Genomic DNA, 20,163 nt, shown 5'->3' on the forward strand with positions numbered 1-20,163 from the left:
CGTCATGGCAACCTCTGTGGGCAACGAGTTCCAGGGCCTGACAGCACTCGTTACCGGAGGCGCCTCCGGAATCGGGGCCGCCATCGCGGACCGCCTCGCCGCGGCCGGCGCCCAGGTTGCGGTCCTGGACCTTTCGCCGGACGCCAGCCCGCACTTCGGAGTCCAGTGCAACGTGGCCGATGACGCATCGGTGCGTGCCGCCGTCGAGCACGTAATTCAGCAGTTCGGTGGCCTGGACATCGTGATCAACAACGCCGGGATCGGTGCGCAAGGCGATATATCCGCCAATAACGACGACGAATGGCTGCGTGTCCTCAACGTCAATGTGGTGGGCATCGCGCGCGTCAGCAGGGCGGCCCTGCCGTATCTGCGCCAGTCCCAGGCGGCCGCGATTGTGAACACCTGTTCCATCGCGGCCACCGCCGGGCTTCCGCAGCGTGCCCTGTACTCGGCGTCCAAAGGTGCGGTGTTCTCGCTGACCCTTGCCATGGCGGCGGACCACGTCCGTGAAGGCATCCGTGTGAACTGCGTAAACCCCGGCACGGTGGACACCCCCTGGGTTGGCCGTTTGCTCGATTCAGCGGCTGACCCCGCCGGCGAGCGCGCAGCCCTCAACGCCCGGCAACCGCACGGCCGCATGGTTGACCCCGCAGAGGTGGCCGGTGCGGTTGCCTACCTGGCCAGCCCGCTGTCCGGTTCCACCACGGGAACCTCATTGGCGGTGGACGGCGGCATGCAGGGGCTGCGGCTTCGTCCCGTTCAGTAGCCGCGTCTTCAGCGGGCGTAACGCAACGGGCCCGCAACCTCCTGCAGCGGTGCTTCGCCTATGCTCAACTCCAAGAGATCAACGGCGATTCACTTAGCACTCAGGAGACACAGCCATGAGCAACTGGCGCATCAGGGACTTCCACTCGTCCGATCTGGACGGCATCCTGCACCTTTGGGAGTCACTCAAGGCCGACGGTGTTGAGCCCGTGTACGCGTTGTCCGAGGTCCTGGCGTCCTGCGAGAAGGACCATGCCGTGGTGGCTGTGCAGGGCGAGCAGGTGGTGGGTGCCGCCGTCGGACGTGCCGCACACGATCAAGGCTGGATCGTTTTCCTGGCCACGCTCACTGAGTTCCGCGGCCGTGGGATCGGCACTTCGCTGCTGTCCGCCGTCGAGAACCGCATGGCCCCGCACGGCCTCAACAAGTTGTCCGCGCTGATGCCGGAAACCGAAACGCGCGTGGAAGCGTTCCTCGGCCGCGGCTTCGTGGTGAAGAAGAACCTGCGTTACTTCGAGCGGACCATCCCCGTTCAGCGGCAGGAGCTTGGCGCCTTGGGGCTGCTGGGTGGCCGCATCCTTGCCCGCGATCTGTGGGAGAACGTGGCCGGCATGCGTCGGGAGAAGGAACTGCTGGAGCGTCGCCTGGTCCTGCCCTTGGCCGAGGCCGATCTCGCCGACGAATACGGCGTGGTTCCCCCGCGCGCCGTAGTGCTGTTCGGCCCTCCCGGCACCGGCAAAACCACGTTCGCCAAAGCCATCGCCTCCCGCCTGGAATGGCCATTCGTGGAGGTCTTCCCCTCCCGCCTGGCCGCTGACCCCAAGGGCCTGGCGGGAGCACTGCGCGAGACCTTCCTGGAAATCGCCGAGCTGGAACACGCCGTGGTGTTCATCGACGAAGTGGAGGAGATCGCATCGCAGCGTGCCGGGGACCCGCCGTCGCCGCTGCAGGGCGTAACCAACGAACTCCTCAAGATCATTCCGGCGTTCCGCGAACAACCCGGCCGCTTGCTGGTGTGCGCCACCAACTTCATCCGTGCCCTGGACACTGCTTTCCTGCGCCACGGCCGGTTCGACTACGTCATTCCCATTGGCCTGCCCGATGTCCACGCCCGCGAAGCCATGTGGCAACGGTTCATCCCCGCCTCCGTGGTGGACTCGGTGGACATCGCCCAGCTGGTGGAAAGGACCGAGGGGTTCTCCCCCGCGGACATTGAGTTCGCTGCGCGCAGCGCCTCCCAGCGGGCCTTGGAAAAGGCCGTGTACGACGACGACGACGCTGCTTTGGGCGGTTCAGCGGGCGTTGCGTCCAACGGGCGGAAGGGGCCGGTCACCCAGGACTACCTCGACGCAATCGGGGATACACGGACCACTGTCAGCCCCGAGGTGCATCAGGATTTCCTGGAAGACATTGACGTGCTGGGGCGCGTGTAGCTTTCTCTCTCCGCGAGTTCGCCGGAACAGTGCCAGATCGCCGGAAGTATCCAGCGATCTCGACGCATTCCGGCGGTCTCGGCGAGGAGACATGGTCACCGGTAATCTTTGTGCCATGTCCTCGAATCCCCTTCGCCATGCCCTGTCGCGCATGGGCGGCCGCGATCCCCACGAAAAGCACCGCACAGCAACTCCGCTGGAGCTCTTCTTCGACCTGACCTTCGTCATCGCCTTCGGTGTGGCCGGCAACCAGTTCGCCCACGCCGTGGCAGAGGCGCATTTCTGGCCTGGACTCCTCGCGTTCTCCTTCGCCATGTTTGCGGTGATCTGGGCGTGGATCAACTTCACCTGGTTTGCCAGCGCCTACGACACCGACGACTGGGTGTTCCGCGTAGTCACCATGCTGCAGATGGTGGGCGTCCTCATCCTGGCCATGGGCGTCGAGCCGGTGTTCCACTCCATCATTGAAGGCAAGCACGTGGACAACTTCACCATGGTGCTGGGCTACATCGTCATGCGGGTGGCCCTGATCTTCCAATGGCTCCGCGCCGCCCGTCAAGATCCCGAACGCCGCGAAACCTGTTTGCGTTATGCCAAGTACGTGGCGATCGTCCAAGTGGGCTGGGTTGTTGTGCTGCTGGTGGACGCGAGCGTCCTGAACACCTTCCTCATGGCCGCTCCACTGTTCGTCATGGAAATGGCGGCACCCTACTTCGCCGAACGGAACATCCGTACCCCTTGGCATGCCCATCACATCGCGGAACGGTACGGGCTCCTGGCCATCATTGCCCTGGGTGAATGTTTGATTGGCGCCATTGAAACCCTGCGTGCCATTGTGGCCACCCATCAGTGGTCCATGGATGCAGCGCTGGTTGGATTGAGCGGCACCGGGTTGGCCTTTGCCATGTGGTGGATCTACTTCATCCTGCCCTCAGGCCCGGCTCTCCACGTTCAACGGCACCGTTCATGGGTGTTCGGCTACGGGCACATGCCCATCTTCGCCGCGATTGCCGCTACCGGCGCGGGATTGCACGTTGCTGCCTACTACATTGACCATGAAGCCCACATTCCCGCGGCCGCCGCCGTGGCTTCAATTGCCATCCCCATCATTGTGTTCAAGGTTTCGCTCAGCAGCCTGTACGGGATCATGCTCGGCATGGATCGGGAGCATTTCTGGAGCACCGCGCTGGTGGTCCTGGGCTTGGCGTCAAGCATTGCCCTGGCAGCAGCCGGCGCTTCCGTGCCCGCTTGCATGCTGGCCATGATGCTGGTTCTGGGCCTATCCATCGCTTACGACGAACGACGCGGGCACAAGGGCCGGGCTGCGGCACTCCGTCGCCTGGAAACCGCCGCGGGCTGAGGCATTCCCCCTCGCGTTGCGGGGCCCACTATGCGCCCCAAAACCCCCATCAACCACGCAGAGCAGGCCTCACAACTCAGCCCACTCGCGTTGCGGGGCCCACTACGCGCCCCAAAACCCCCGCCAAACACGCAGAACGGGCCTCACAACTCAGCCCACTCGCGTTGCGGGGCCCACTATGCGCCCCAAAACCCCCATCAACCACGCAGAACGGGCCTCACAACGGGTGGGTTCGGGGCTACTCGGGGACGATTTCGTCAAGCTCTCGGAGCAGGAAAGGGTTGATCCGCTCCAGGATCATCCGGACCTCCTCGCGCGGAACGGCCGTGTACAGCACCGGACGGGCATCGGCGTGTCGGGTTACAGGGGGCTTATCCGGCCACTTTTCCGCGAGCGCCTTGACTCTCTCCGGCAAGGAATTGTGGGCGTTGTCCGCGATCTTCACCAACGTGGCGTCGTGGTCCTCCGCAACAAAACGGATGCCGGCGTCGTAATCATCCGGGTCGTCATGGAAGCGGCGGGTGACGCGCTCGATGATGTCCACCGCCCGCTCCGACACTCCCATTTCCAGCAGGGCTTGCCGGGTGATGGGGGTGTCTTCGGCGATGTCGTGAAGGTAACCGGCGATCTGGATGTCTTCATCAAAATCAGCCAGGGCATCGCCCACGGCCAGGACATGCTCCCGGTACGGCCGTTTGAGCTTGTCCTTTTGCCGGTTGTGAGCCACCTCGGCCAAAACCTGGGCAGTCTCTACGGTAAAGCGTGGTTCGGTCATGCTGGCCTCCGGCTTGAAGAGGGACCGACGGGGATCGATCCTCCCCTTCAGGCTATCCGGTGCAACCGGCACCCAAACACCGGCCCCGGGCCGCGTTTACCAGTCCTGAACTGCGCGCGCGGCGATGGCTACGGTCACGGCCCTCGGCAGACGCTGGGCAACTCCGGCGGTGACGCGGTTGAGCCAACCGGAAACGACGCTGCCGGGAGTGTCCTTGCGATCGAGTGCCTTAAGGGCGGTTGCCACTACTTGCTCAGAGGTTTGCATCTTGCCAACCGCTGCCGTCTCGCCGCCGAGGACTTCGAAGAACTCGGTGCGCGTTGCACCGGGGCACAGGGCCAGAACGTTGAGTCCGGAGTTTTTGGTTTCGTGGGCCACGGCTTCGGTGAAGCTCAGGACGAAGGCCTTGGTGGCACCGTAAACAGCCATGCCGGGAATGGGTTGGAAAGCGGCCGTGCTGGCAACGTTGAGCAGTGCGCCCTTCCCGGAGGCGAGAAGACCCGGAAGGAAGGCCCTGGTGATGTCCACGAGGGCTGCCACATTCAGGGAAATCTCTGCGGCTATGGTGTCCGGGTTCTCCTCAGCCAACGGACCGTGAGTGGCGAACCCGGCGTTGTTGATCAGTGTATCCACGGTGATTCCGCGGCCGGACAACTCGTCAAAGAGCTCACGGCCAACCCCTGGACGACCGAGGTCCATGGGCAACACCGTCACTGTGACACCGTGGCGTGAGCGCAGATCCCGGGCCAGGTCCTCCATACGGTCTGCACGCCTGGCCACCAGGACAAGGTTGGAACCCCTGGCGGCGAATTGACCAGCGAACTCGGCGCCAAGGCCGGAGCTGGCGCCGGTGATGAGTGCAGTGGTCCCTGCGTATGTCATGGTCATGGCTGAATCCAATCGGTTGAGGCGTACCTGATGTAGTCGCTGTCTACATGGTAGGCAGTGTCTACTTTGTTGTCAATGACTACATTGGCCTAGACTTGTTCAATGACTGATCAGCCCTACCACCATGGCAAACTCCGGGAAGCACTTCTGGAACGAGCCATGGAAACAATCGAGGAAGCCGGCGTGGAGGGCCTCTCCCTCAGGCAGTTGGCCCGGGATGTGAACGTCAGCCACGGCGCACCGGCCAAGCATTTCCGCGACAAGCAGGCCCTGATTGACGCCGTGGCACTGGCCGGCTTTGAGTCAATGAACCGGCGTATCCGGGATGCGGCCCAGTCCGGCGCAGACCTGCGTGGGCGGTTCGTCGGCGTCGCCCGGGCATACGTCCACTTCGCCGTTGAGCACCCGGCCTTGCTGACGGTGATGTACTCCACCAAACACCACCCTGATTCCAGCGAAGAACTGCGAAACACCGGGGTGCAGGGCATACACGTTGCCCAGGCCATGATCGCCGAGGCCCAGGAGGCAGACGCCCTGGCGCCCGGCAACCCCGAAACGCTGGCGATGGTGTGCTTCGTCAGCCTCCACGGCACCGCCCTTCTGGCAGCCGGCGGGCACCTGGACGGAAATTCCGTAGAGGACGTAGTCACCGCTACGACAGATACCTTGTGGGCAGGAATGGCCGCTGGAGTCCCGGCAGCACAGCCCCAGCTCCACTAAGCCGCGAAGCCAGAAATCACTTCCCTGACGGCCGAACTCAGCTGGAAGTTGCGGCACCCCACTCCGCCGGGCTCGGCGGCCTGCGGCACGTACCCAAAGCCGAGTTCGTACACAGGGTCCGCGAACCCCAGAGACGCGCTGGCGCCGTCGTGCCCGAACGCGCGGTAACTGCCAAACGGCATCCGTGAGTGGGACTTCATGAAGACGGTGCCGAAGCAGCCGGTCTCGCCAAAGACGCGGTCAATCCCGAAGACCTGCTCAGCGGTCACAGTCCTGATGGTCTCCTCCGTCAGCAGCGGCGGCATGGCAGCTTCGCCTTCCAACCCGGTCAACGCGGCCGCATAGATCCTTGCCATGCCTTCGGCGCTGGCAACTCCGGCCACAGAGCTCATGCCGGCCGCCCGGACATCGCGGATGTTGGGCAGATCCAGGATGTCGCCCACAGCTGCGTTTGCGGCCAGGCCGAAGTGGCTGGCCGGATCCACCCAAGGCCACGAGGGATCGGCCGCCCAGCGGAACGGTGCAAAACGGCCCTCTTCCGAATCGGGCAGGCCCAGGTAGAACTGCGCAGCTGTTACTGCGCGGATGCGTTGCTCGAAAACGTCCTGCAGAGTGGAGCCCGTAATGCGACGGCACAGCTCTTCCATGAAGATGCCAATGGCCAGCGCGTGATATCCGAACGCGGCGCCGGGCTTCCACAGCGGCGGCAGTTGGGCGAGCTTGGCTGCTGCGAGCTCGGAGTTGTTGACCTCATGGAGGGTCAGGCCGCCTTCCACGCCAAGGAGCCCGGCCTGATGCGAAAGAAGCTGGGCAACCGTCACGGAAGACTTGCCCTCAGCGCCGAACTCGGGCCAATACTTGACAACTTCCGCCTCAAGATCCAACTGGCCGTCCTGAACCAACAGCGCCACGACCAGCCCGGCCATGCCTTTTGAACACGAAAAGACTCCCGTGACGGAATCTGCCCGCGCATGTGGACCGCCGCTGAGGTCCAGCACTTTGACGCCGCGATGGTAAGCAGCAACTTGCGCCGAGTATTCCGGATCCTGTTCGAGGAAACGGCCGAAGAGCTCGGCGACGGGTTCAAAACCTGGGGCGATCAGCTGTGACTGCATCCAGACAGCCTACGCGGCGGCGGGTTCAGGCCCGGGGAGTTTTCCACACCCAAGGCTCTCCGGGGAGCTCCTGTGGGCGGAAGTGCACCAAGGCCTCTTCCAGTGTTCCGGCAGGGAGCCGAATGGACTCGAGGATCAGGTCACGCACCTTCCCGGGAGGGATTCCGACGGCGGCGAGGTCGCCCAGCGTGACGGCACCGTCGCGCTTTGCCAGCCTGACGCCGTCGTGGTTCACCACCAGCGGCACGTGGGCATATTTCGGTACCGACAACCCGAGGAGCTGCGCCAAATACGCTTGCCTTGGCGTGGACCGGAGGAGGTCATCGCCTCGCACCACCTGGTCGATTCCCTGGGCTGCATCGTCAACAACCACCGCGAGGTTGTAGGCCGTGACGCCGTCATTTCTCCGCAGGACAAAGTCGTCCACAACACCCACATATTGGCCGTGCAACTGGTCCTCAACACTCCACTCCGAAACCTCGGAGAGCAGGCGGATGGATGCCGGGCGCGTCGCATGCCGGATCTCGCGCTCAGCCTTCGAAAGCTTCCGGCACGTCCCCGGATAGGCGCCCTGCGGCGCATGCGGCGCGGACGGCGCTTCCTGAATCTCCCGGCGCGTGCAAAAGCATTCGTACGTCCGGCCCTCGGCGGTGAGGCGTTCAATCGCCGCGTCGTACAGCGCGCCGCGCTCGGTTTGGCGCACGACGGCGTCGTCCCAACTCACGCCGACAGCCTGAAGATCGCGGAGCTGCTCCGCCTCAGCGCCGGACCGTATACGGTCCAAATCCTCGACGCGCAGCAGGAATTTCCGGCCGCTGGACTTCGCGAACAACCAGGCAAGAACCGCGGTGCGGAGGTTGCCAACATGCAGTTCGCCGGAAGGGCTCGGGGCGAAGCGGCCAGCTGAAGTCATGATCCAAGCCTATGCGGCTGGGCTGAAGAGACCGGCGACGGGAGCTGAGAAACCACAAGAGCCCCTCAGCTACCGCAACGATCCGGTAGCTCAGGGGCTCTTGCTGTGGCGCCCGGGTGAAGGGGCGGGTGCAGAATGACAATGCTGTGAACAAGAGTCAATCAGCGGCTGTTTCCTTGCGGGAAACCTGGACAGTGCTCCGGGTGATGTTCCGGAGTCCTGGTGCCTGCGGGTTTCGGCGGTAGCCTCGTCCTGCTTCGTTGTCACCATTTGAGCAGGAGACATACAGTTGGTGCAACGGACATCACAATCATTGGTCGATCTGACCAGTCTGGTGCGAAAACTTAGTCAGGGAGTGGTCACTTTGCAGGAACTCGACGCCACGGACCGCCGGATCCTCGCTGCTTTGGACGAGGATCCCCGCGTGCCCATCATGGTGCTGGCCCAGAAGCTGCACCTCGCTCGCGGAACAGTTCAGTCGCGCCTGGAACGAATGACGGCGTCCGGAGCCCTGCGCCCCAACAGCAGCCGCGTCCTGCCCTCGGCCTTGGGGCGTGGAGTGGCTGCAGCCGTCAGCGCCGAACTGGACCAAAGCCACCTGAACGAGGCAATTGCGGCCCTGCGGGAAATCCCCGAAGTCCTGGAATGCCACGCCCCTGCCGGCGATACCGACCTCATCATCAGGGTGGTGGCCAAGAGCCCGGACGATCTTTACCGGGTGTCCGAAGAGATTCGCCTGTGCCCGGGGATTGTGCGCACATCAACCAGCATGTTCCTCCGGGAAGTGATTCCGTACCGGACCACTGGCTTGCTCAAGGAGTAGGGCCCTAGACCGGCGGTCCGATGTTGGTCTTCAGGTTTTTCATCACCAGCGTTGATGTAAGGCGTTCGACGGCGGGAAGCGCCGCGAGTTCCTCGTCATAGAAGCGCTGGTATGCGGGAAGGTCCGCCGCGATGACCTTGAGCAGGTAATCCGGGGAGCCGAAAAGCCGCTGGGCTTCAACGATGTTGGGGCTTGACGTGACCCGCTCTTCGAACTCCGCCATGATGGTGCGCTCCACCTGCTTGAGGGTGACGAAAACAATCGCCTCGAATCCCAAACCCAGTGCGGCAGGATCGATGTCCGCGCGGTAACCACGGATGACCCCTGAGGTCTCCAAATCGCGGAGCCGGCGGTGGCATGGAGCAACAGTCAAACCCACCTTTGAAGCCAGGGCCGTAGCGGTCATTCGGCCATCTTCCTTGAGGTGACGCAAAATACTTCTGTCTATACCGTCAATCACGCAATAATCTTACCCATTGCCATGCTTTCCCGGCTAAAAATAGGAGCATTTATGGGCCGTTTTTCCCTAGAGTTTTCCTACCAACTAGCCCTGGAGAGAAAACGTGAACCCCCAGCTGTTCCTGGCCTTCATGATCGTCGCCGTGAGTTTGGCGTGCACGCCCGGCGTCGACTGGGCTTATTCCATTTCGGCCGGGCTGAAGCAGCGCAGCTTCGTCCCGGCGGTGGCTGGCCTGTGCAGCGGCTACGTCATTCACACATTGCTGATGGTGGCCGGGCTGGCGACACTCCTGGCAGGAGTTCCCGGACTTCTTGGGTGGCTGACCATTGCCGGAGCCGCCTATCTGCTGTGGCTGGGCGTGGCTACCATCCGCTCGTGGCGAGGTGCGAGCTTCAGTGCGGGAGACGGCGTCGTACAGTCCGGCAACCAGCTCCGCACGTTCCTCCAGGGCGTAGGCACCAGCGGCATCAACCCCAAAGGCCTGCTCTTTTTCGTGGCGCTGGTGCCGCAGTTCGTCAGCCCCGAGGCAGCACTGCCTGTTCCCATCCAGTCAGGCCTGCTGGGCCTTACCTTCGTGGCCCTTGCCGCGGTGGTGTACACGGCGGTGGCGTTGACCTCCAGGAAGCTTCTCGCTTCCCGGCCCGGCGCCGCCGGTGTGGTGACGCTGGTCAGCGGGATCATCATGATCGGGCTGGGGACAGTGCTGTTATCGGAGCAACTTGTACCGCTGATTCCGGGAATCCAGGCGGTCAGCTAGCCAGCAGTTCATCCAGCCGCTCGTATCCCTCGATCACGCCATAATCCATACCCGTTGCCACGGCCATGTCGCGTGCTTCAACGGACGGGTAGACCTCGTGGGCTGACATTCGCGTCCGGCCATCGATTTCCTCGAAGGTGGTGGTGCTGATGACCACCTGGTTGGGCGCACCCTCGAATTCGATGGTCTGGATGATCAATGCATCGGTTTCGACCGTGTGGAACACGCCGCGGAAGCCGTACATCCCGCTGTCATCGCCGTTTTCGTAGCGCCAACTGCCTCCAGTGGTGGCGTTGTACTCGGTAATTTTGGTTACCGTGCTGCGCGGACCCAGCCATTTGGCCAGCAGATCCGGATCAACATGGGCTTTGAACACTGCGCTGACCGGGGCATCAAATTCGCGGACTGTATCCACGAACGGAACGCCATCTGCAGCGGTAATGGTTGTTGGATTGCTCATTGCAGTTCCTCTTTCCTTGTTTGTTCCTCATGTGGGGTGCCGCCATCCGGGGTGCCGCCTGCCAGCAACTGATCCAGCTGCCGGAAGCGGGACTCGGCCATCAGCCGGTATTGGTCGATCCAGGCGGTCAGTCGCTCCAAGGCTGCCGCATCCAAATGGACCGGCCTGCGCTGGGCGTCGCGGGAGCGGGTTACCAGGCCTGCGTGTTCCAGAACCTGGATGTGCTTTGAGACGGCTTGCTTGGTAATGGCGAATGGCTCCGCGAGCTCGTTGACCGTGGCGTCTCCCCGGGACAGCCGGGCCACCATGGCCCGCCTCACCGGGTCCGCCAAGGCCATGAAGGCCCTGTCCAGAGGGTCAGGGCTCCGAGCTTCATCTTCCATTGCTGCATCAACCTCTCAAACCAACCCATTATCAACCAGATCATTGATCAACTGTTTGGTTGATTAAGAGAATACGCCTCCACGCCCAAGGTCACAAGAGTTTTTTACTCCCCGCCCAGTTGCCTGAAATCGTTCTCCCACAGGCGCCGCATTTCGGCATCCTTCCGGATGACCTCCAAGGTCTCCAGCTCGGCAGGCGGGGCCGGACGCTTGGAACGCGGAGTCAATGTGCGCCTGCCCTGGTCAAGTGCCAGCAAAGCCCGGTCAGTGAGGGCATCGTTCTTCAGCGCCAGATTGGTCTTCCTACGCCGAAGGACTTCCCTCAACGCAACCTGGGCGGACTCAAAGTCGCCCCGGGCCCGCTGCGACCTTGCACGGATCAACAACAGCGCCGCAGAGAGGTCGTCCGTGTTCAGCAACCCCTCGGTCCACAGCACCACATCGCGGTGGCGCCCCAACGAATACGCTGCCGTGCAGCGCGCCAACGCAGAAGGCAACGACGGCGGCAACGTCACCACCGCTTCCAGCGCCGCCTCGGTCATACCCATTTCCCGCAAGCAGTGGGACAACGCCAAAAACACGGATTCCTCGCTGAACAACACCGGAACCTCAATGCGTTCGGCCACTTCAACCTTGGTGACCACCTGCCCAAGGTACATAGCCGAGAACTGGCTGGCGTCGTCGTCGATCCTTGTTGTTAAACCGCGCTGCAACAGCTCCGACGCCCTCAAAAACCCGCCATGCTTGTACGCGAGTAAGCCAGCCATCACGTGACACAAGCCGGCCCAGCCCGGGTTCATACGGCCGAAGGCAAGGAGCCGGTCCGGCTCCGTGGACGTAAAAACGGCCTCGTGCATGGCCTTCGCAGTCTTGGAGGACAGCATCTTCAACCGCGGAATGTTGCCGGTAACAGTCAATCGCGCGTGGTCCCGGCCAGTGAGGACGCCGGACAGGACGTCATTCACGCCGTCGGTGAGCCCCCGCACCGGCGTGCGGACATAGCCCTCGCGAAAAGGAGTGAGGTCCCGGGTGTCATGGAAGATGGTGGGCATGCGTCCGTGGGGAGCTTGGCTCATAAAACCATGCTAACCGCCGCTGAACTGGGCCCATCCCCTGCTATCAGAGGCATTTCAGGAGTATTATGGCGGCGTCGGCAAGGTTTTGCGACACCCCTTGCCGCAGGTCGGCTCTCCATGAGAAGAGCCGGGTAACAGCGTGAAAGGGAGGACTTGATGACCACCGCTTCGCACCCCGCCGAACACCACCACATGATGGGGTTGACGCTTCGCAACACCGCCATGGGCGTTGGCATTGTTTTTCTGCTGGTGGGTGTCCTGGGCTTCATCCCGGGAATCACCACCAATTACGGCGCCATGACCTTTGCGGGACATGAATCCGGCGCCATGCTGCTTGGAGTATTCCAAGTGTCCGTGCTCCACAACATCGTTCACCTGCTGTTTGGCGTGGCCGGCTTGGCCATGGCAAGGAACGCCCGTATGGCCCGCCTGTTCCTCCTGGGCGGCGGCGCCGTATACATCGTTCTTTGGATCTATGGCCTGGTCATCAACCAGGAAACAGGCGCCAACTTTGTGCCATTCAACACCGCTGACAACTGGCTGCACCTGATCCTCGGCGTTGCCATGATCGGCCTCGGTGCATGGCTCGGCAGGGATGCCATGGACGAGCCACGGACGGCTCGAAGGAATCTGTAGCCTTCACGCCCGTCTCGTGAACAACGACGGCGACCGCCTCCTCTGAGGGGACGGCCGCCGTTTCTTGTGCCCATGCAGCGCCGGGCCTGGGCGCCTTGGGCGCCCGGTGCCGGGTTGGCCGGGTCGGTGCCGGGTTGGCCGTGAGCTAACCGAGCAGCCGGTGCTCGTAAGCGAACGACACGAGCTGAAGACGCGTCCCGACGCCCAACTTCGTGAGGACACTGCGCAGATGCGTCTTGACGGTTGCTTCGGACACGAACAGGCTTTCGGCCATAGCACTGTTGCTCAGCCCCTTGGCCGCCAACAAGAAGACATCCCGTTCCCGAACAGACAACGGCTCCAGTGCCGAAAGATCCGGACCCGCAACAGGGATTGTCCGTGCCGCGTGCTGAAACAGGTCATGCACTGATCCGGGTGCGATGACCGAGTACCCGGAGTGGACTGTCCTGATTGCCGCCAACAGAAACTCGGGCTCTGCACTTTTGAGCAAGTATCCGCTTGCTCCCGCCTGGACTGCCTCCACCACAGCTTGGTCGCGGTTGAAGGTGGTCAAGGCGATGATCTTCGGTTTTTCAACACCGTCCCGCACGGCCGCATCCCGGATTTGCCTGGTGGCAGTTACTCCATCCATGACGGGCATCCGGAGATCCATCAAGATGACCTCAGGCGGCTGTGCTGCCGCGAGCGCAACCGCCTGGCCGCCGTCGTCCGCTTCCCACGCCATCAACAAGTCCGGCTGACTTTCCACGAGCATCCTGATACCCGCCCGGAACAAGGGCTGGTCATCAACCAGCGCCACGGAAATGGGCGCTGAAGAACCAGCCAAGGTCCACCGCCCCTGCTGCCGGGGTCCGTTCTCCCAAGTCCACCAAATTCCCGGAAGGCTGGCGGCTGACCTCCACGCTCCCGGTGGTTATTCCGTAGGGAAGAAATGCGGTCACCCGGAACTGCTCGCCATCAGGTCCCACCGTTAGCCAACCACCAGCCAGATGTGCACGCTCACGCATGCCAGGTATGCCTCGCCCACCGCGCTCCCGGGCCAGCCCGGCGTCCGTTTCCCCCAATGGAACGGACGCCGGAAGCTCCGAGGAAACATGAAGTGTCAGCCCAGGGCCGCTCCAATCCAAGTGCACCCGGACGGCAGTGCCCCGGCCCCCATGTTTCAGTGCGTTGGTGAGGCACTCCTGGACAATCCTGAATACTGCGAGTTGCTGACCCGCTCCCACGTCAACGGGAGCACCGCTTTCGCTGTGCTCAATCTCCAGGCTGCCCTGCCGCATTCGTTCCATGAGCGGTTCAATATCGCTGATCCGGGGTTGAGGCGTCACCATGCCGTCCTCCCGGACGCCTTCGATGACACGTTGCGCATCAACCAACGCATGCCTGGCAGATACTGCAATATTCTCCAGGGCATTAAGAACGGGTTTCGGCTGACCGCTGCTCATATACCTCGTACCGTCCGCTTGCGCCGCGATGACGGCCAGGGAATGGGCAAGGACATCATGCAGGTCCCGGGCGATCCTGGTCCGTTCCTGTTCCACGATCAGTTCGATTTCTGTTTCCTTCAGGCTGGCTTGGGTGAGTACCTGTGCCTTGGACAACGCCCGGCGGTCTTCGTAAAGGGCCACGAGGATGCCCAGGGTGCCGCAAGCGGCAGCAACGAGCAGCAGGAGAGGGAACAGCTGCCACCAATACTCGCGCAACACAACGCTGTCCCCCAAGTACAACGGTCTGAACCAGCCAATCCCGTTCCCATAACGTGCGGAAATCATCATGTACGTCATGACGGCCATGAACAGCAGATTGGAACTTGCTGCAATGAGTCTCTGCTTCTTGTTGCCGGTCCACATAATGAAGCCCAGCGAAATGAAGGACCCCAGGTAGATGGCCCAATGGTTAGCCAACATAGCGGGGACGACGTGCACAAGCTGCCCGATCAGCAAGGCTGCCGTCAGCGCCAAGGAAAGGTACGGTTTCCACGTCGCAGTTGCGATCACTGCCGTCATCACGAGCAGAGGTATGAACCCCGGCCAGTAGAACCCGGGCCAAGGCCCCATCCGGCCCGCTTCCCCCACGCACCACAGCACACAGAAGATCGCGGCCGCCCCAGTGGCACCCCATTGGCGGGCAACTCTCAGTGTTCGTTCCATGCCAGCCAGACTATCCACGGCTGACATCGGAATCGGGCGATAAGCCTGCGGCATGGGTGATCTCCACCTCGAAGCCAGCAGATTCATCCTTGAGGGTCCCCCGATGACGCCCAGATGCCACTTAGTGACAACGGTGACGCCGCGGTTAGTCCTCAATCGAAAGCTCGACGGCGGTATGCGGCTCAGCGCGGCGCGCGGCCACCCAGCCGTGTGGTGACCTTGGCTGCGGCTGCGGCGCAGGCTTCACCGAGGCTGTTCAGGGTGTCCTGCGAAACACGGAATTTCGGCGCCGGAATGAGGACGGACGCAACGATGTCGCCGCGATGATCGTAAACGGGCGAGGCCACCCCCACTTCCTCAATGGACGTCTCCCCGAAGTTCACTGCCCAGCCGCGCTTCATGGACTCCCCCACCCGGGCAAGATAAGCCTCAATAGCGTCCTCGTCCAGACCGGGAAGGGTGATGGAACCGCTGCGCAACAACTGACGCACACGGTCCTCGTTCTCCGAGCCAAGGAACACCTGCACCGAGGAGCTCAAGGCTTCGTTGTACCTGGCACCCAGGGGAGCGAGGTGCTTGACCTGGTGACGGCTGGGGATCTGTTCCACACACATGGACTCGCTGCCGTTCCACACCATGAGCGCGCTGGTCTCCCCTGTCCGCTCAGTAAGTTCGCGCAGCACCGGGTAGGCCACGCGGCGCTCTTCGAGTTCCGCCAGGAGGGGGCCCGCCATGGCGATCATCCCCAAGCCCAAGCGGAACCTGCGCGAATCGACGTCGCGCTCTACAAGGTTTTCCTGTTCCAGCGTCGCCAGGATGCGGCTGACCGTGCTCTTGTGCAGGCCGATCCGCCCCGCGATTTCAGTGACTCCCAAAAGAGGTTCATCGGCTGTGAAGCTCCTCAACACGGCAATGGCGTTGACGATGACCGAGGTGTTTTTGCTGTCGCCGTTGCCGTTGCCGGTATCTGGAGTTTCGCTGGATTCAGTGGGAGTCATGGGTTCACTATATTTCGCCGGGACACGGGATTTCGTTGGGGAAGGGACCAGTTGGGGAAGGGACCAACGGCCGGTGGACACCACGCTGTGCCCACCGGCCGGACCACTAGGCTCCGATGATGTTGTACTCGGGACCGAACGGGAACTTGGTGATGTTCTCCGCACCGTCCTCACCCACCACCAGGATGTCGTGCTCGCGGTAACCGCCGGCTCCCGGCTGCCCGTCCAGCACGGTGATCATCGGTTCCATGGAAACCACCATGCCCGGCTCCAGCACGGTGTCGATGTCCTCGCGCAGTTCCAGGCCGGCTTCGCGTCCGTAGTAGTGGCTCAGCACACCGAAGGAGTGGCCGTATCCGAACGTGCGGTTGGCCAGCAAGCCGTGGCTGACGTAGATCTCGTTGAGCTCCGCGGCTATGTCCTTGCAGACGGCTCCGGGTTTGATGAGCTCAAGGCCGCGCTTGTGGACCTCCACGTTGATGTTCCACAGTTCCAAGGAGCGGGCATCCGGTTCGCCGTAGAACAGGGTCCGCTCCAGCGCCGTGTAGTAGCCGCTGGTCATGGGGAAACAGTTCAGGGACAGGATGTCGTGTTCCTGGATCTTCCGGGTGGTGCCCCAGTTGTGGGCGCCGTCGGTATTGATGCCCGACTGGAACCACACCCACGTGTCGCGGATTTCCGAGTCCGGGAACGTGCGGGCGATCTCGTGAACCATGGCTTCGGTGCCGATCAACGCAACCTCGTACTCGGTGATGCCTGCCGTGATGGCGTTGCGGATGGCCTCACCGCCCAAGTCGCCGATGCGGGCGCCGTGCTTGATAACCGCGATCTCCTCGTCCGACTTGATCATGCGCTGACGCATCGCCGCCTGCGCGACGTCAACCAGCGTTGCACCGGAGAAGGCTGCCTGGATCTTGTTGCGGTTGTCCAGGGGCAGCGAGTCATCTTCGACGCCGATGCGGCGCGGGTTGATGCCGCGGGTCCGCAGGACTTCCTGGATGGCGTGGATGTAGTTGTCCCGGCGCCAGTCCGTGTACACCAGATTGTCGCCGTAGCTGCGGCGCCAAGGCATACCGGCGTCGATGTTTGCCGTAATGGTCACCGTGTCATCCTTGGTGACCACCATGCCGTAGGAGCGGCCGAAGTAGGTGAAGAGGAAATCGGAGTAGTACTTGATGGAGTGGTAGCTGGTGAGGATCACGGCGTCGAGGTCCTTCTCGGCCATGATCCGGCGGAGGCCGGCGAGGCGGCGCTCGAACTCGGCGTCGGAGAAGGTCAGCGAAACTTTGTCGCCATTGTTGAGGACCTTGGTGCGCTCGAGCTTGGCCACATGGTTGACGGACTCGTTCTGGGTGATGGTCATGGTGGTTCCTTTCAATGGGTGGGTTGTACTAGTCCTGCAGCAGAGGCTTCTTGGAAGTCTCGGCGGCGAACAGGACTGCGATGAGGGAAACTACGGCGGCGGCCACGAGGTACCAGCCGGGTGCCAGCTTGCTGGCGGTCATACCGATCAGGAGGGTGGCCATGAACGGCGCGGTGCCGCCGAACAAGGCATTCGAGAGGTTGAAGCTGACGGCGAAGCCCGTGTACCGGACCTTCGTTGGGAAGAGTTCGGCGAGGAAACTGGGCAGTGTGCCGTCGTTGAGGGTGAGCATTCCGCCCAGAAGGATCTGAACCAGGACGATCACCAGGAAGTTGCGAGTGTCCAAGAGCATGAACGCCGGCACTGTCAGCAGTATGAAGAGGACCGACGCCGTGATGAGCATGCGTTTGCGGCCAAACTTGTCCGAGGCAATGCCCGTCAGGAAGATGAATCCGATGTAGCTTGCCAGGGCAATGGTGGTGGCCAGGAACGACTCCGTGGCACCGAAGCCCAACTCCTCCGACAAATACGTGGGCATGTAACTGAGGATCACGTAGAAGCCCACCGCGTTGAGCAGCACCGCACCCGTGGCGATGATGAGCTGCTTCCGGTACGTCCTGAACATGGCCAGCGCGGGAGCCTTGACGCCGTCGTCCTTCTCGGCCAGTTCCCGGAAAGCCGGGGTGTCCTCCAGCTTTGTTCGGATGTACCGGCCAATCAGGCCCATGGGCGCCGCCAGCAGGAAGGGCAGCCGCCAGCCCCACTCGTTGAGCTGCTCGGCCGTCAGGACTGAACTCAGCAGAGCGGCCAGCAGGGAGCCCAGCAGCAGTCCCGCTGCGGTACTGGCAGGCACGACGGCGGCATAGAGTCCGCGCCGGTTCGCGGTCGCATATTCCACCAGGAAGGCGGACGCCCCTGCGTACTCGCCGGCCGCGGAGAAACCTTGGACGACCCTTACGAGCAGGAGCAGAATCGGCGCCATCACGCCGATGGTGGCGTAGCCCGGTATCAGTGCGATGCAGAACGTGGCCACTGACATCAGCACGATCGAGAGGGAGAGCGCCTGCTTCCGTCCGAGGCGATCACCGATGTGGCCCCAGATGAACCCACCAAGCGGCCTCACGAAGAAGCTGATGGCGAAGACACCGAACGTTGCCAGGAGGGCTGTCTGCCGGTCTGACTCCGGAAAGAAAACTGTAGATATGACGCCGGCCAGATATCCGTAAACGGCGTAGTCGAACCACTCAACAAAGTTGCCGATGAAGCTGGCAGTGACCACTCGCCGTCGAGTGTCCTTGCTGACCGTGTGGTTGGGACTGGGGTTGTGGTTGTGGCTGGCGCCGGCAGCAGGTGCTGTGCCTTGCTCGGCTGCCACAGAGGATTCATTGCTCATGTGTCCACCAAAATCATTGGGGTTGCATTCAACGCAACGCTGTTGCACCAGAGTATGTGTGACTGACGCCACGGTCAAGGGGTGTTGTTGGAGATCCTAGAAGTCACTCATGCCGAACTGCCCCGTCGGCCCCAAATGAATCTTGTTGCAACTATCACATCAGCGTTGCATCAGATTCACCCCTCCCCCATCCAACGCTCTCTCACATCCCGAGCCCTTCAACCACCCCCTCTCTCACATCCCGAGCCCTTCAACCACCCCCTCTCTCACATCCCGAGCCCTTCAACCACCCCCTCTCTCGCCGGCTTACAGAAAGCTGGCCGCCACCAGGCATCGGCAGCCTCAATGCCACAACCCAAGTGCGCACACGGGCGAATGGGGCAGCACCCTATAGGCGCGAAAAAGGGAGGTGGGTTGGGCTCAAGCTGGAGGGATGTGAGAGAGCGTCGGGAGGGTGTGGGGTTATCCGGCAGCGCGCGTCTAAGGGAGGAACGACCGAGCGCGCCGAGGATGGACCCCACGACCAACGGGATGTGAGAGAGGGACCGGCCACAGCACCCGGGACGTGAGAGAGGGGCCGGCCTAAGCGCCCGGGACGTGAGAGAGCGTCGGGATGGGGTGGGGTTATCCGGAAGCGCGCGTCTAAGGGAGGAACGACCAAGCGCGCCGAGGATGGACCCCACGACCAAGGGGATGTGAGAGAGGGGCCGGCCTAAGCACCCGGGACGTGAGAGAGCGTCGGGATGGTGTGGGGTTATCCGGCAGCGCGCGTCTAAGGGAGGAACGACCGAGCGCGCCGAGGATGGACCCCACGACCAAGGGGATGTGAGAGAGGGACCGGCCCAAGCACCCGGGACGTGAGTGAGGGACCGGCTTAAGCACCCGGGACGTGAGAGAGGATCGGGAGGGGGCTAGAGGACCTTGCGGATGGTTTCTTCGAAGCTCACCACGTGGTGCAGGGCGAGCTGGGCGGCAAGGTCTTCGTCGCCGTCGGCAATGGCGGTGAGGAGGTCCGCGTGTTCGGAGATGTGCCCGGATACTGAGGGCATCTTCTCGAGCATGTGGCACCAGATGCGGGTGGCGAGGTTGTCGTACCGGATGAGGACGTCCTCGAGGTGAGCGTTGGCGGAGGCTTTGTAGATGAGCCTGTGGACCTGGATGTCGTAGCGCATGAGTTCCTGGGAGGAATTGTCCTGTCCCTCAAGATCACGGATGGCAGCTGCGACGGAGCGGAGTTCGGAACGCATTGCGGGGCTGGCCATGCGGGCGGCTTTGCGGGAGGCTAATGGTTCCAGGAGCTCGCGGATTTCGGAGACTTCGGCGAGTTGGGTGATGTCCACGCCGGTGGCAAAGGTGCCGCGGCGGGGGTAGGACACCACGAGGTGATCGCTTTCGAGCCGCTTGATGGCTTCGCGGACGGGCGTGCGTCCAATGCCGAGTTCCAGGGCGATCTGCCCGTCGTTGATGGGATCACCGGGCTTGATGTCCAGCATGATGAGCCTGTCGCGCAGCAGTAAATAGGCGTTCTCCGCGAGGGACGTACCCTGCGGGGCTGATTCCAGTGCTTCCAGTGCGGCGCTCATTGCTCTCTCCCCGTTGTCTCAACCACGGTCCCACGGATGAGTTTCCCAGACCTGTTGACGACTATGTGATCTCCAACATACTATGGCAATAGTTCTAATATATCAGTTGCCT

Annotated in this window: 21 protein-coding genes; 7 read left to right on the forward strand and 14 right to left on the reverse strand. The window is 62.6% G+C overall.

Annotated features, from left to right (window positions below; translation table 11 throughout):
* Nucleotides 1-4 precede the first annotated feature (4 nt).
* The 3 genes from ABI796_RS18305 to ABI796_RS18315 all read left to right on the forward strand — a co-directional run bounded on the left by ABI796_RS18305 (nucleotide 5) and on the right by ABI796_RS18315 (nucleotide 3,558).
* The gene (locus ABI796_RS18305) at nucleotides 5-766 is read left to right on the forward strand and encodes an SDR family NAD(P)-dependent oxidoreductase (protein WP_141286026.1); all 762 of its coding nucleotides are present in this window, start codon (nucleotides 5-7) and stop codon (nucleotides 764-766) included.
* A 115-nt stretch (nucleotides 767-881) separates the two neighbouring features.
* Nucleotides 882-2,198: an ATP-binding protein gene (locus tag ABI796_RS18310; RefSeq protein ID WP_141286028.1), complete on the forward strand. Its 1,317-nt coding sequence runs from the start codon at nucleotides 882-884 to the stop codon at nucleotides 2,196-2,198.
* Between the two features lie 115 nt (nucleotides 2,199-2,313).
* Complete coding sequence (locus tag ABI796_RS18315) at nucleotides 2,314-3,558, forward strand: low temperature requirement protein A (RefSeq protein ID WP_141286030.1); 1,245 nt, start codon at nucleotides 2,314-2,316, stop codon at nucleotides 3,556-3,558.
* Between the two features lie 238 nt (nucleotides 3,559-3,796).
* On the opposite strand, the gene ABI796_RS18320 is transcribed toward ABI796_RS18315, so the two are convergent.
* A complete protein-coding gene (locus ABI796_RS18320; RefSeq protein WP_141286032.1) occupies nucleotides 3,797-4,333 on the reverse strand; it encodes an HD domain-containing protein in 537 nt (178 codons plus the stop codon).
* Nucleotides 4,334-4,429: 96 nt separating this feature from the next.
* Nucleotides 4,430-5,221 (reverse strand): SDR family oxidoreductase, encoded by a 792-nt coding sequence (locus ABI796_RS18325; protein WP_141286034.1) that lies wholly within the window; start codon nucleotides 5,219-5,221, stop codon nucleotides 4,430-4,432.
* Nucleotides 5,222-5,323: 102 nt separating this feature from the next.
* Between ABI796_RS18325 and ABI796_RS18330 the strand changes: the two genes are divergently transcribed.
* On the forward strand, nucleotides 5,324-5,941 hold the full coding sequence (locus ABI796_RS18330) for a TetR/AcrR family transcriptional regulator (RefSeq protein WP_141286036.1): 618 nt from the start codon (nucleotides 5,324-5,326) through the stop codon (nucleotides 5,939-5,941).
* Here the strand turns inward: ABI796_RS18330 and ABI796_RS18335 are convergent.
* Together ABI796_RS18335 and gluQRS are read right to left on the reverse strand one after the other, a co-directional pair.
* Nucleotides 5,938-7,056 (reverse strand): serine hydrolase domain-containing protein, encoded by a 1,119-nt coding sequence (locus ABI796_RS18335; RefSeq protein WP_141286038.1) that lies wholly within the window; start codon nucleotides 7,054-7,056, stop codon nucleotides 5,938-5,940. The two genes, ABI796_RS18330 and ABI796_RS18335, sit on opposite strands and share 4 nt — an antisense overlap.
* A 25-nt stretch (nucleotides 7,057-7,081) precedes the next feature.
* Entirely contained in the window at nucleotides 7,082-7,969 is an 888-nt protein-coding gene (gene gluQRS / locus ABI796_RS18340; RefSeq protein WP_141286040.1) for a tRNA glutamyl-Q(34) synthetase GluQRS, read from the reverse strand.
* Nucleotides 7,970-8,333: 364 nt separating this feature from the next.
* Between gluQRS and ABI796_RS18345 the strand changes: the two genes are divergently transcribed.
* On the forward strand, nucleotides 8,334-8,792 hold the full coding sequence (locus tag ABI796_RS18345; RefSeq protein WP_174754614.1) for an Lrp/AsnC family transcriptional regulator: 459 nt from the start codon (nucleotides 8,334-8,336) through the stop codon (nucleotides 8,790-8,792).
* A gap of 4 nt (nucleotides 8,793-8,796) precedes the next feature.
* Here ABI796_RS18345 and ABI796_RS18350 read toward each other — a convergent pair whose 3' ends face one another.
* Complete coding sequence (locus tag ABI796_RS18350; RefSeq protein ID WP_141286044.1) at nucleotides 8,797-9,252, reverse strand: Lrp/AsnC family transcriptional regulator; 456 nt, start codon at nucleotides 9,250-9,252, stop codon at nucleotides 8,797-8,799.
* 103 nt (nucleotides 9,253-9,355) lie between these two features.
* Between ABI796_RS18350 and ABI796_RS18355 the strand changes: the two genes are divergently transcribed.
* Nucleotides 9,356-10,009: a LysE family translocator gene (locus ABI796_RS18355; RefSeq protein ID WP_141286046.1), complete on the forward strand. Its 654-nt coding sequence runs from the start codon at nucleotides 9,356-9,358 to the stop codon at nucleotides 10,007-10,009.
* On the opposite strand, the gene ABI796_RS18360 is transcribed toward ABI796_RS18355, so the two are convergent.
* The 3 genes from ABI796_RS18360 to ABI796_RS18370 form a co-directional block, all read right to left on the reverse strand.
* Nucleotides 10,002-10,469: an SRPBCC family protein gene (locus ABI796_RS18360; protein WP_141286048.1), complete on the reverse strand. Its 468-nt coding sequence runs from the start codon at nucleotides 10,467-10,469 to the stop codon at nucleotides 10,002-10,004. The two genes, ABI796_RS18355 and ABI796_RS18360, sit on opposite strands and share 8 nt — an antisense overlap.
* Complete coding sequence (locus ABI796_RS18365) at nucleotides 10,466-10,852, reverse strand: helix-turn-helix transcriptional regulator (RefSeq protein WP_141286050.1); 387 nt, start codon at nucleotides 10,850-10,852, stop codon at nucleotides 10,466-10,468. The genes ABI796_RS18360 and ABI796_RS18365 overlap by 4 nt, the downstream gene beginning before the upstream one ends.
* Before the next feature lie 104 nt (nucleotides 10,853-10,956).
* Complete coding sequence (locus ABI796_RS18370; protein ID WP_141286052.1) at nucleotides 10,957-11,928, reverse strand: hypothetical protein; 972 nt, start codon at nucleotides 11,926-11,928, stop codon at nucleotides 10,957-10,959.
* A gap of 156 nt (nucleotides 11,929-12,084) precedes the next feature.
* Between ABI796_RS18370 and ABI796_RS18375 the strand changes: the two genes are divergently transcribed.
* Nucleotides 12,085-12,564, forward strand: a complete 480-nt coding sequence (locus tag ABI796_RS18375; protein WP_141286054.1) for a DUF4383 domain-containing protein — start codon at nucleotides 12,085-12,087, stop codon at nucleotides 12,562-12,564.
* Between the two features lie 145 nt (nucleotides 12,565-12,709).
* Here the strand turns inward: ABI796_RS18375 and ABI796_RS18380 are convergent, their stop codons facing one another.
* The 6 genes from ABI796_RS18380 to ABI796_RS18405 all read right to left on the reverse strand — a co-directional run bounded on the left by ABI796_RS18380 (nucleotide 12,710) and on the right by ABI796_RS18405 (nucleotide 20,051).
* Nucleotides 12,710-13,318, reverse strand: a complete 609-nt coding sequence (locus ABI796_RS18380) for a response regulator (RefSeq protein ID WP_373093009.1) — start codon at nucleotides 13,316-13,318, stop codon at nucleotides 12,710-12,712.
* A 31-nt stretch (nucleotides 13,319-13,349) separates the two neighbouring features.
* Nucleotides 13,350-14,714 (reverse strand): sensor histidine kinase, encoded by a 1,365-nt coding sequence (locus ABI796_RS18385; protein WP_246095887.1) that lies wholly within the window; start codon nucleotides 14,712-14,714, stop codon nucleotides 13,350-13,352.
* 182 nt (nucleotides 14,715-14,896) lie between these two features.
* Complete coding sequence (locus tag ABI796_RS18390; protein WP_141286056.1) at nucleotides 14,897-15,712, reverse strand: IclR family transcriptional regulator; 816 nt, start codon at nucleotides 15,710-15,712, stop codon at nucleotides 14,897-14,899.
* Nucleotides 15,713-15,818: 106 nt separating this feature from the next.
* Nucleotides 15,819-17,075: an aminopeptidase P family protein gene (locus ABI796_RS18395; RefSeq protein WP_141286058.1), complete on the reverse strand. Its 1,257-nt coding sequence runs from the start codon at nucleotides 17,073-17,075 to the stop codon at nucleotides 15,819-15,821.
* 28 nt (nucleotides 17,076-17,103) lie between these two features.
* A complete protein-coding gene (locus tag ABI796_RS18400) occupies nucleotides 17,104-18,468 on the reverse strand; it encodes an MFS transporter (protein WP_141286060.1) in 1,365 nt (454 codons plus the stop codon).
* Between the two features lie 911 nt (nucleotides 18,469-19,379).
* On the reverse strand, nucleotides 19,380-20,051 hold the full coding sequence (locus tag ABI796_RS18405; protein WP_017198745.1) for a GntR family transcriptional regulator: 672 nt from the start codon (nucleotides 20,049-20,051) through the stop codon (nucleotides 19,380-19,382).
* Nucleotides 20,052-20,163 lie beyond the last annotated feature (112 nt).

It is taken from the genome of Paenarthrobacter aurescens, assembly GCF_041549525.1.
GTDB classification, from domain to species: domain Bacteria; phylum Actinomycetota; class Actinomycetes; order Actinomycetales; family Micrococcaceae; genus Arthrobacter; species Arthrobacter aurescens.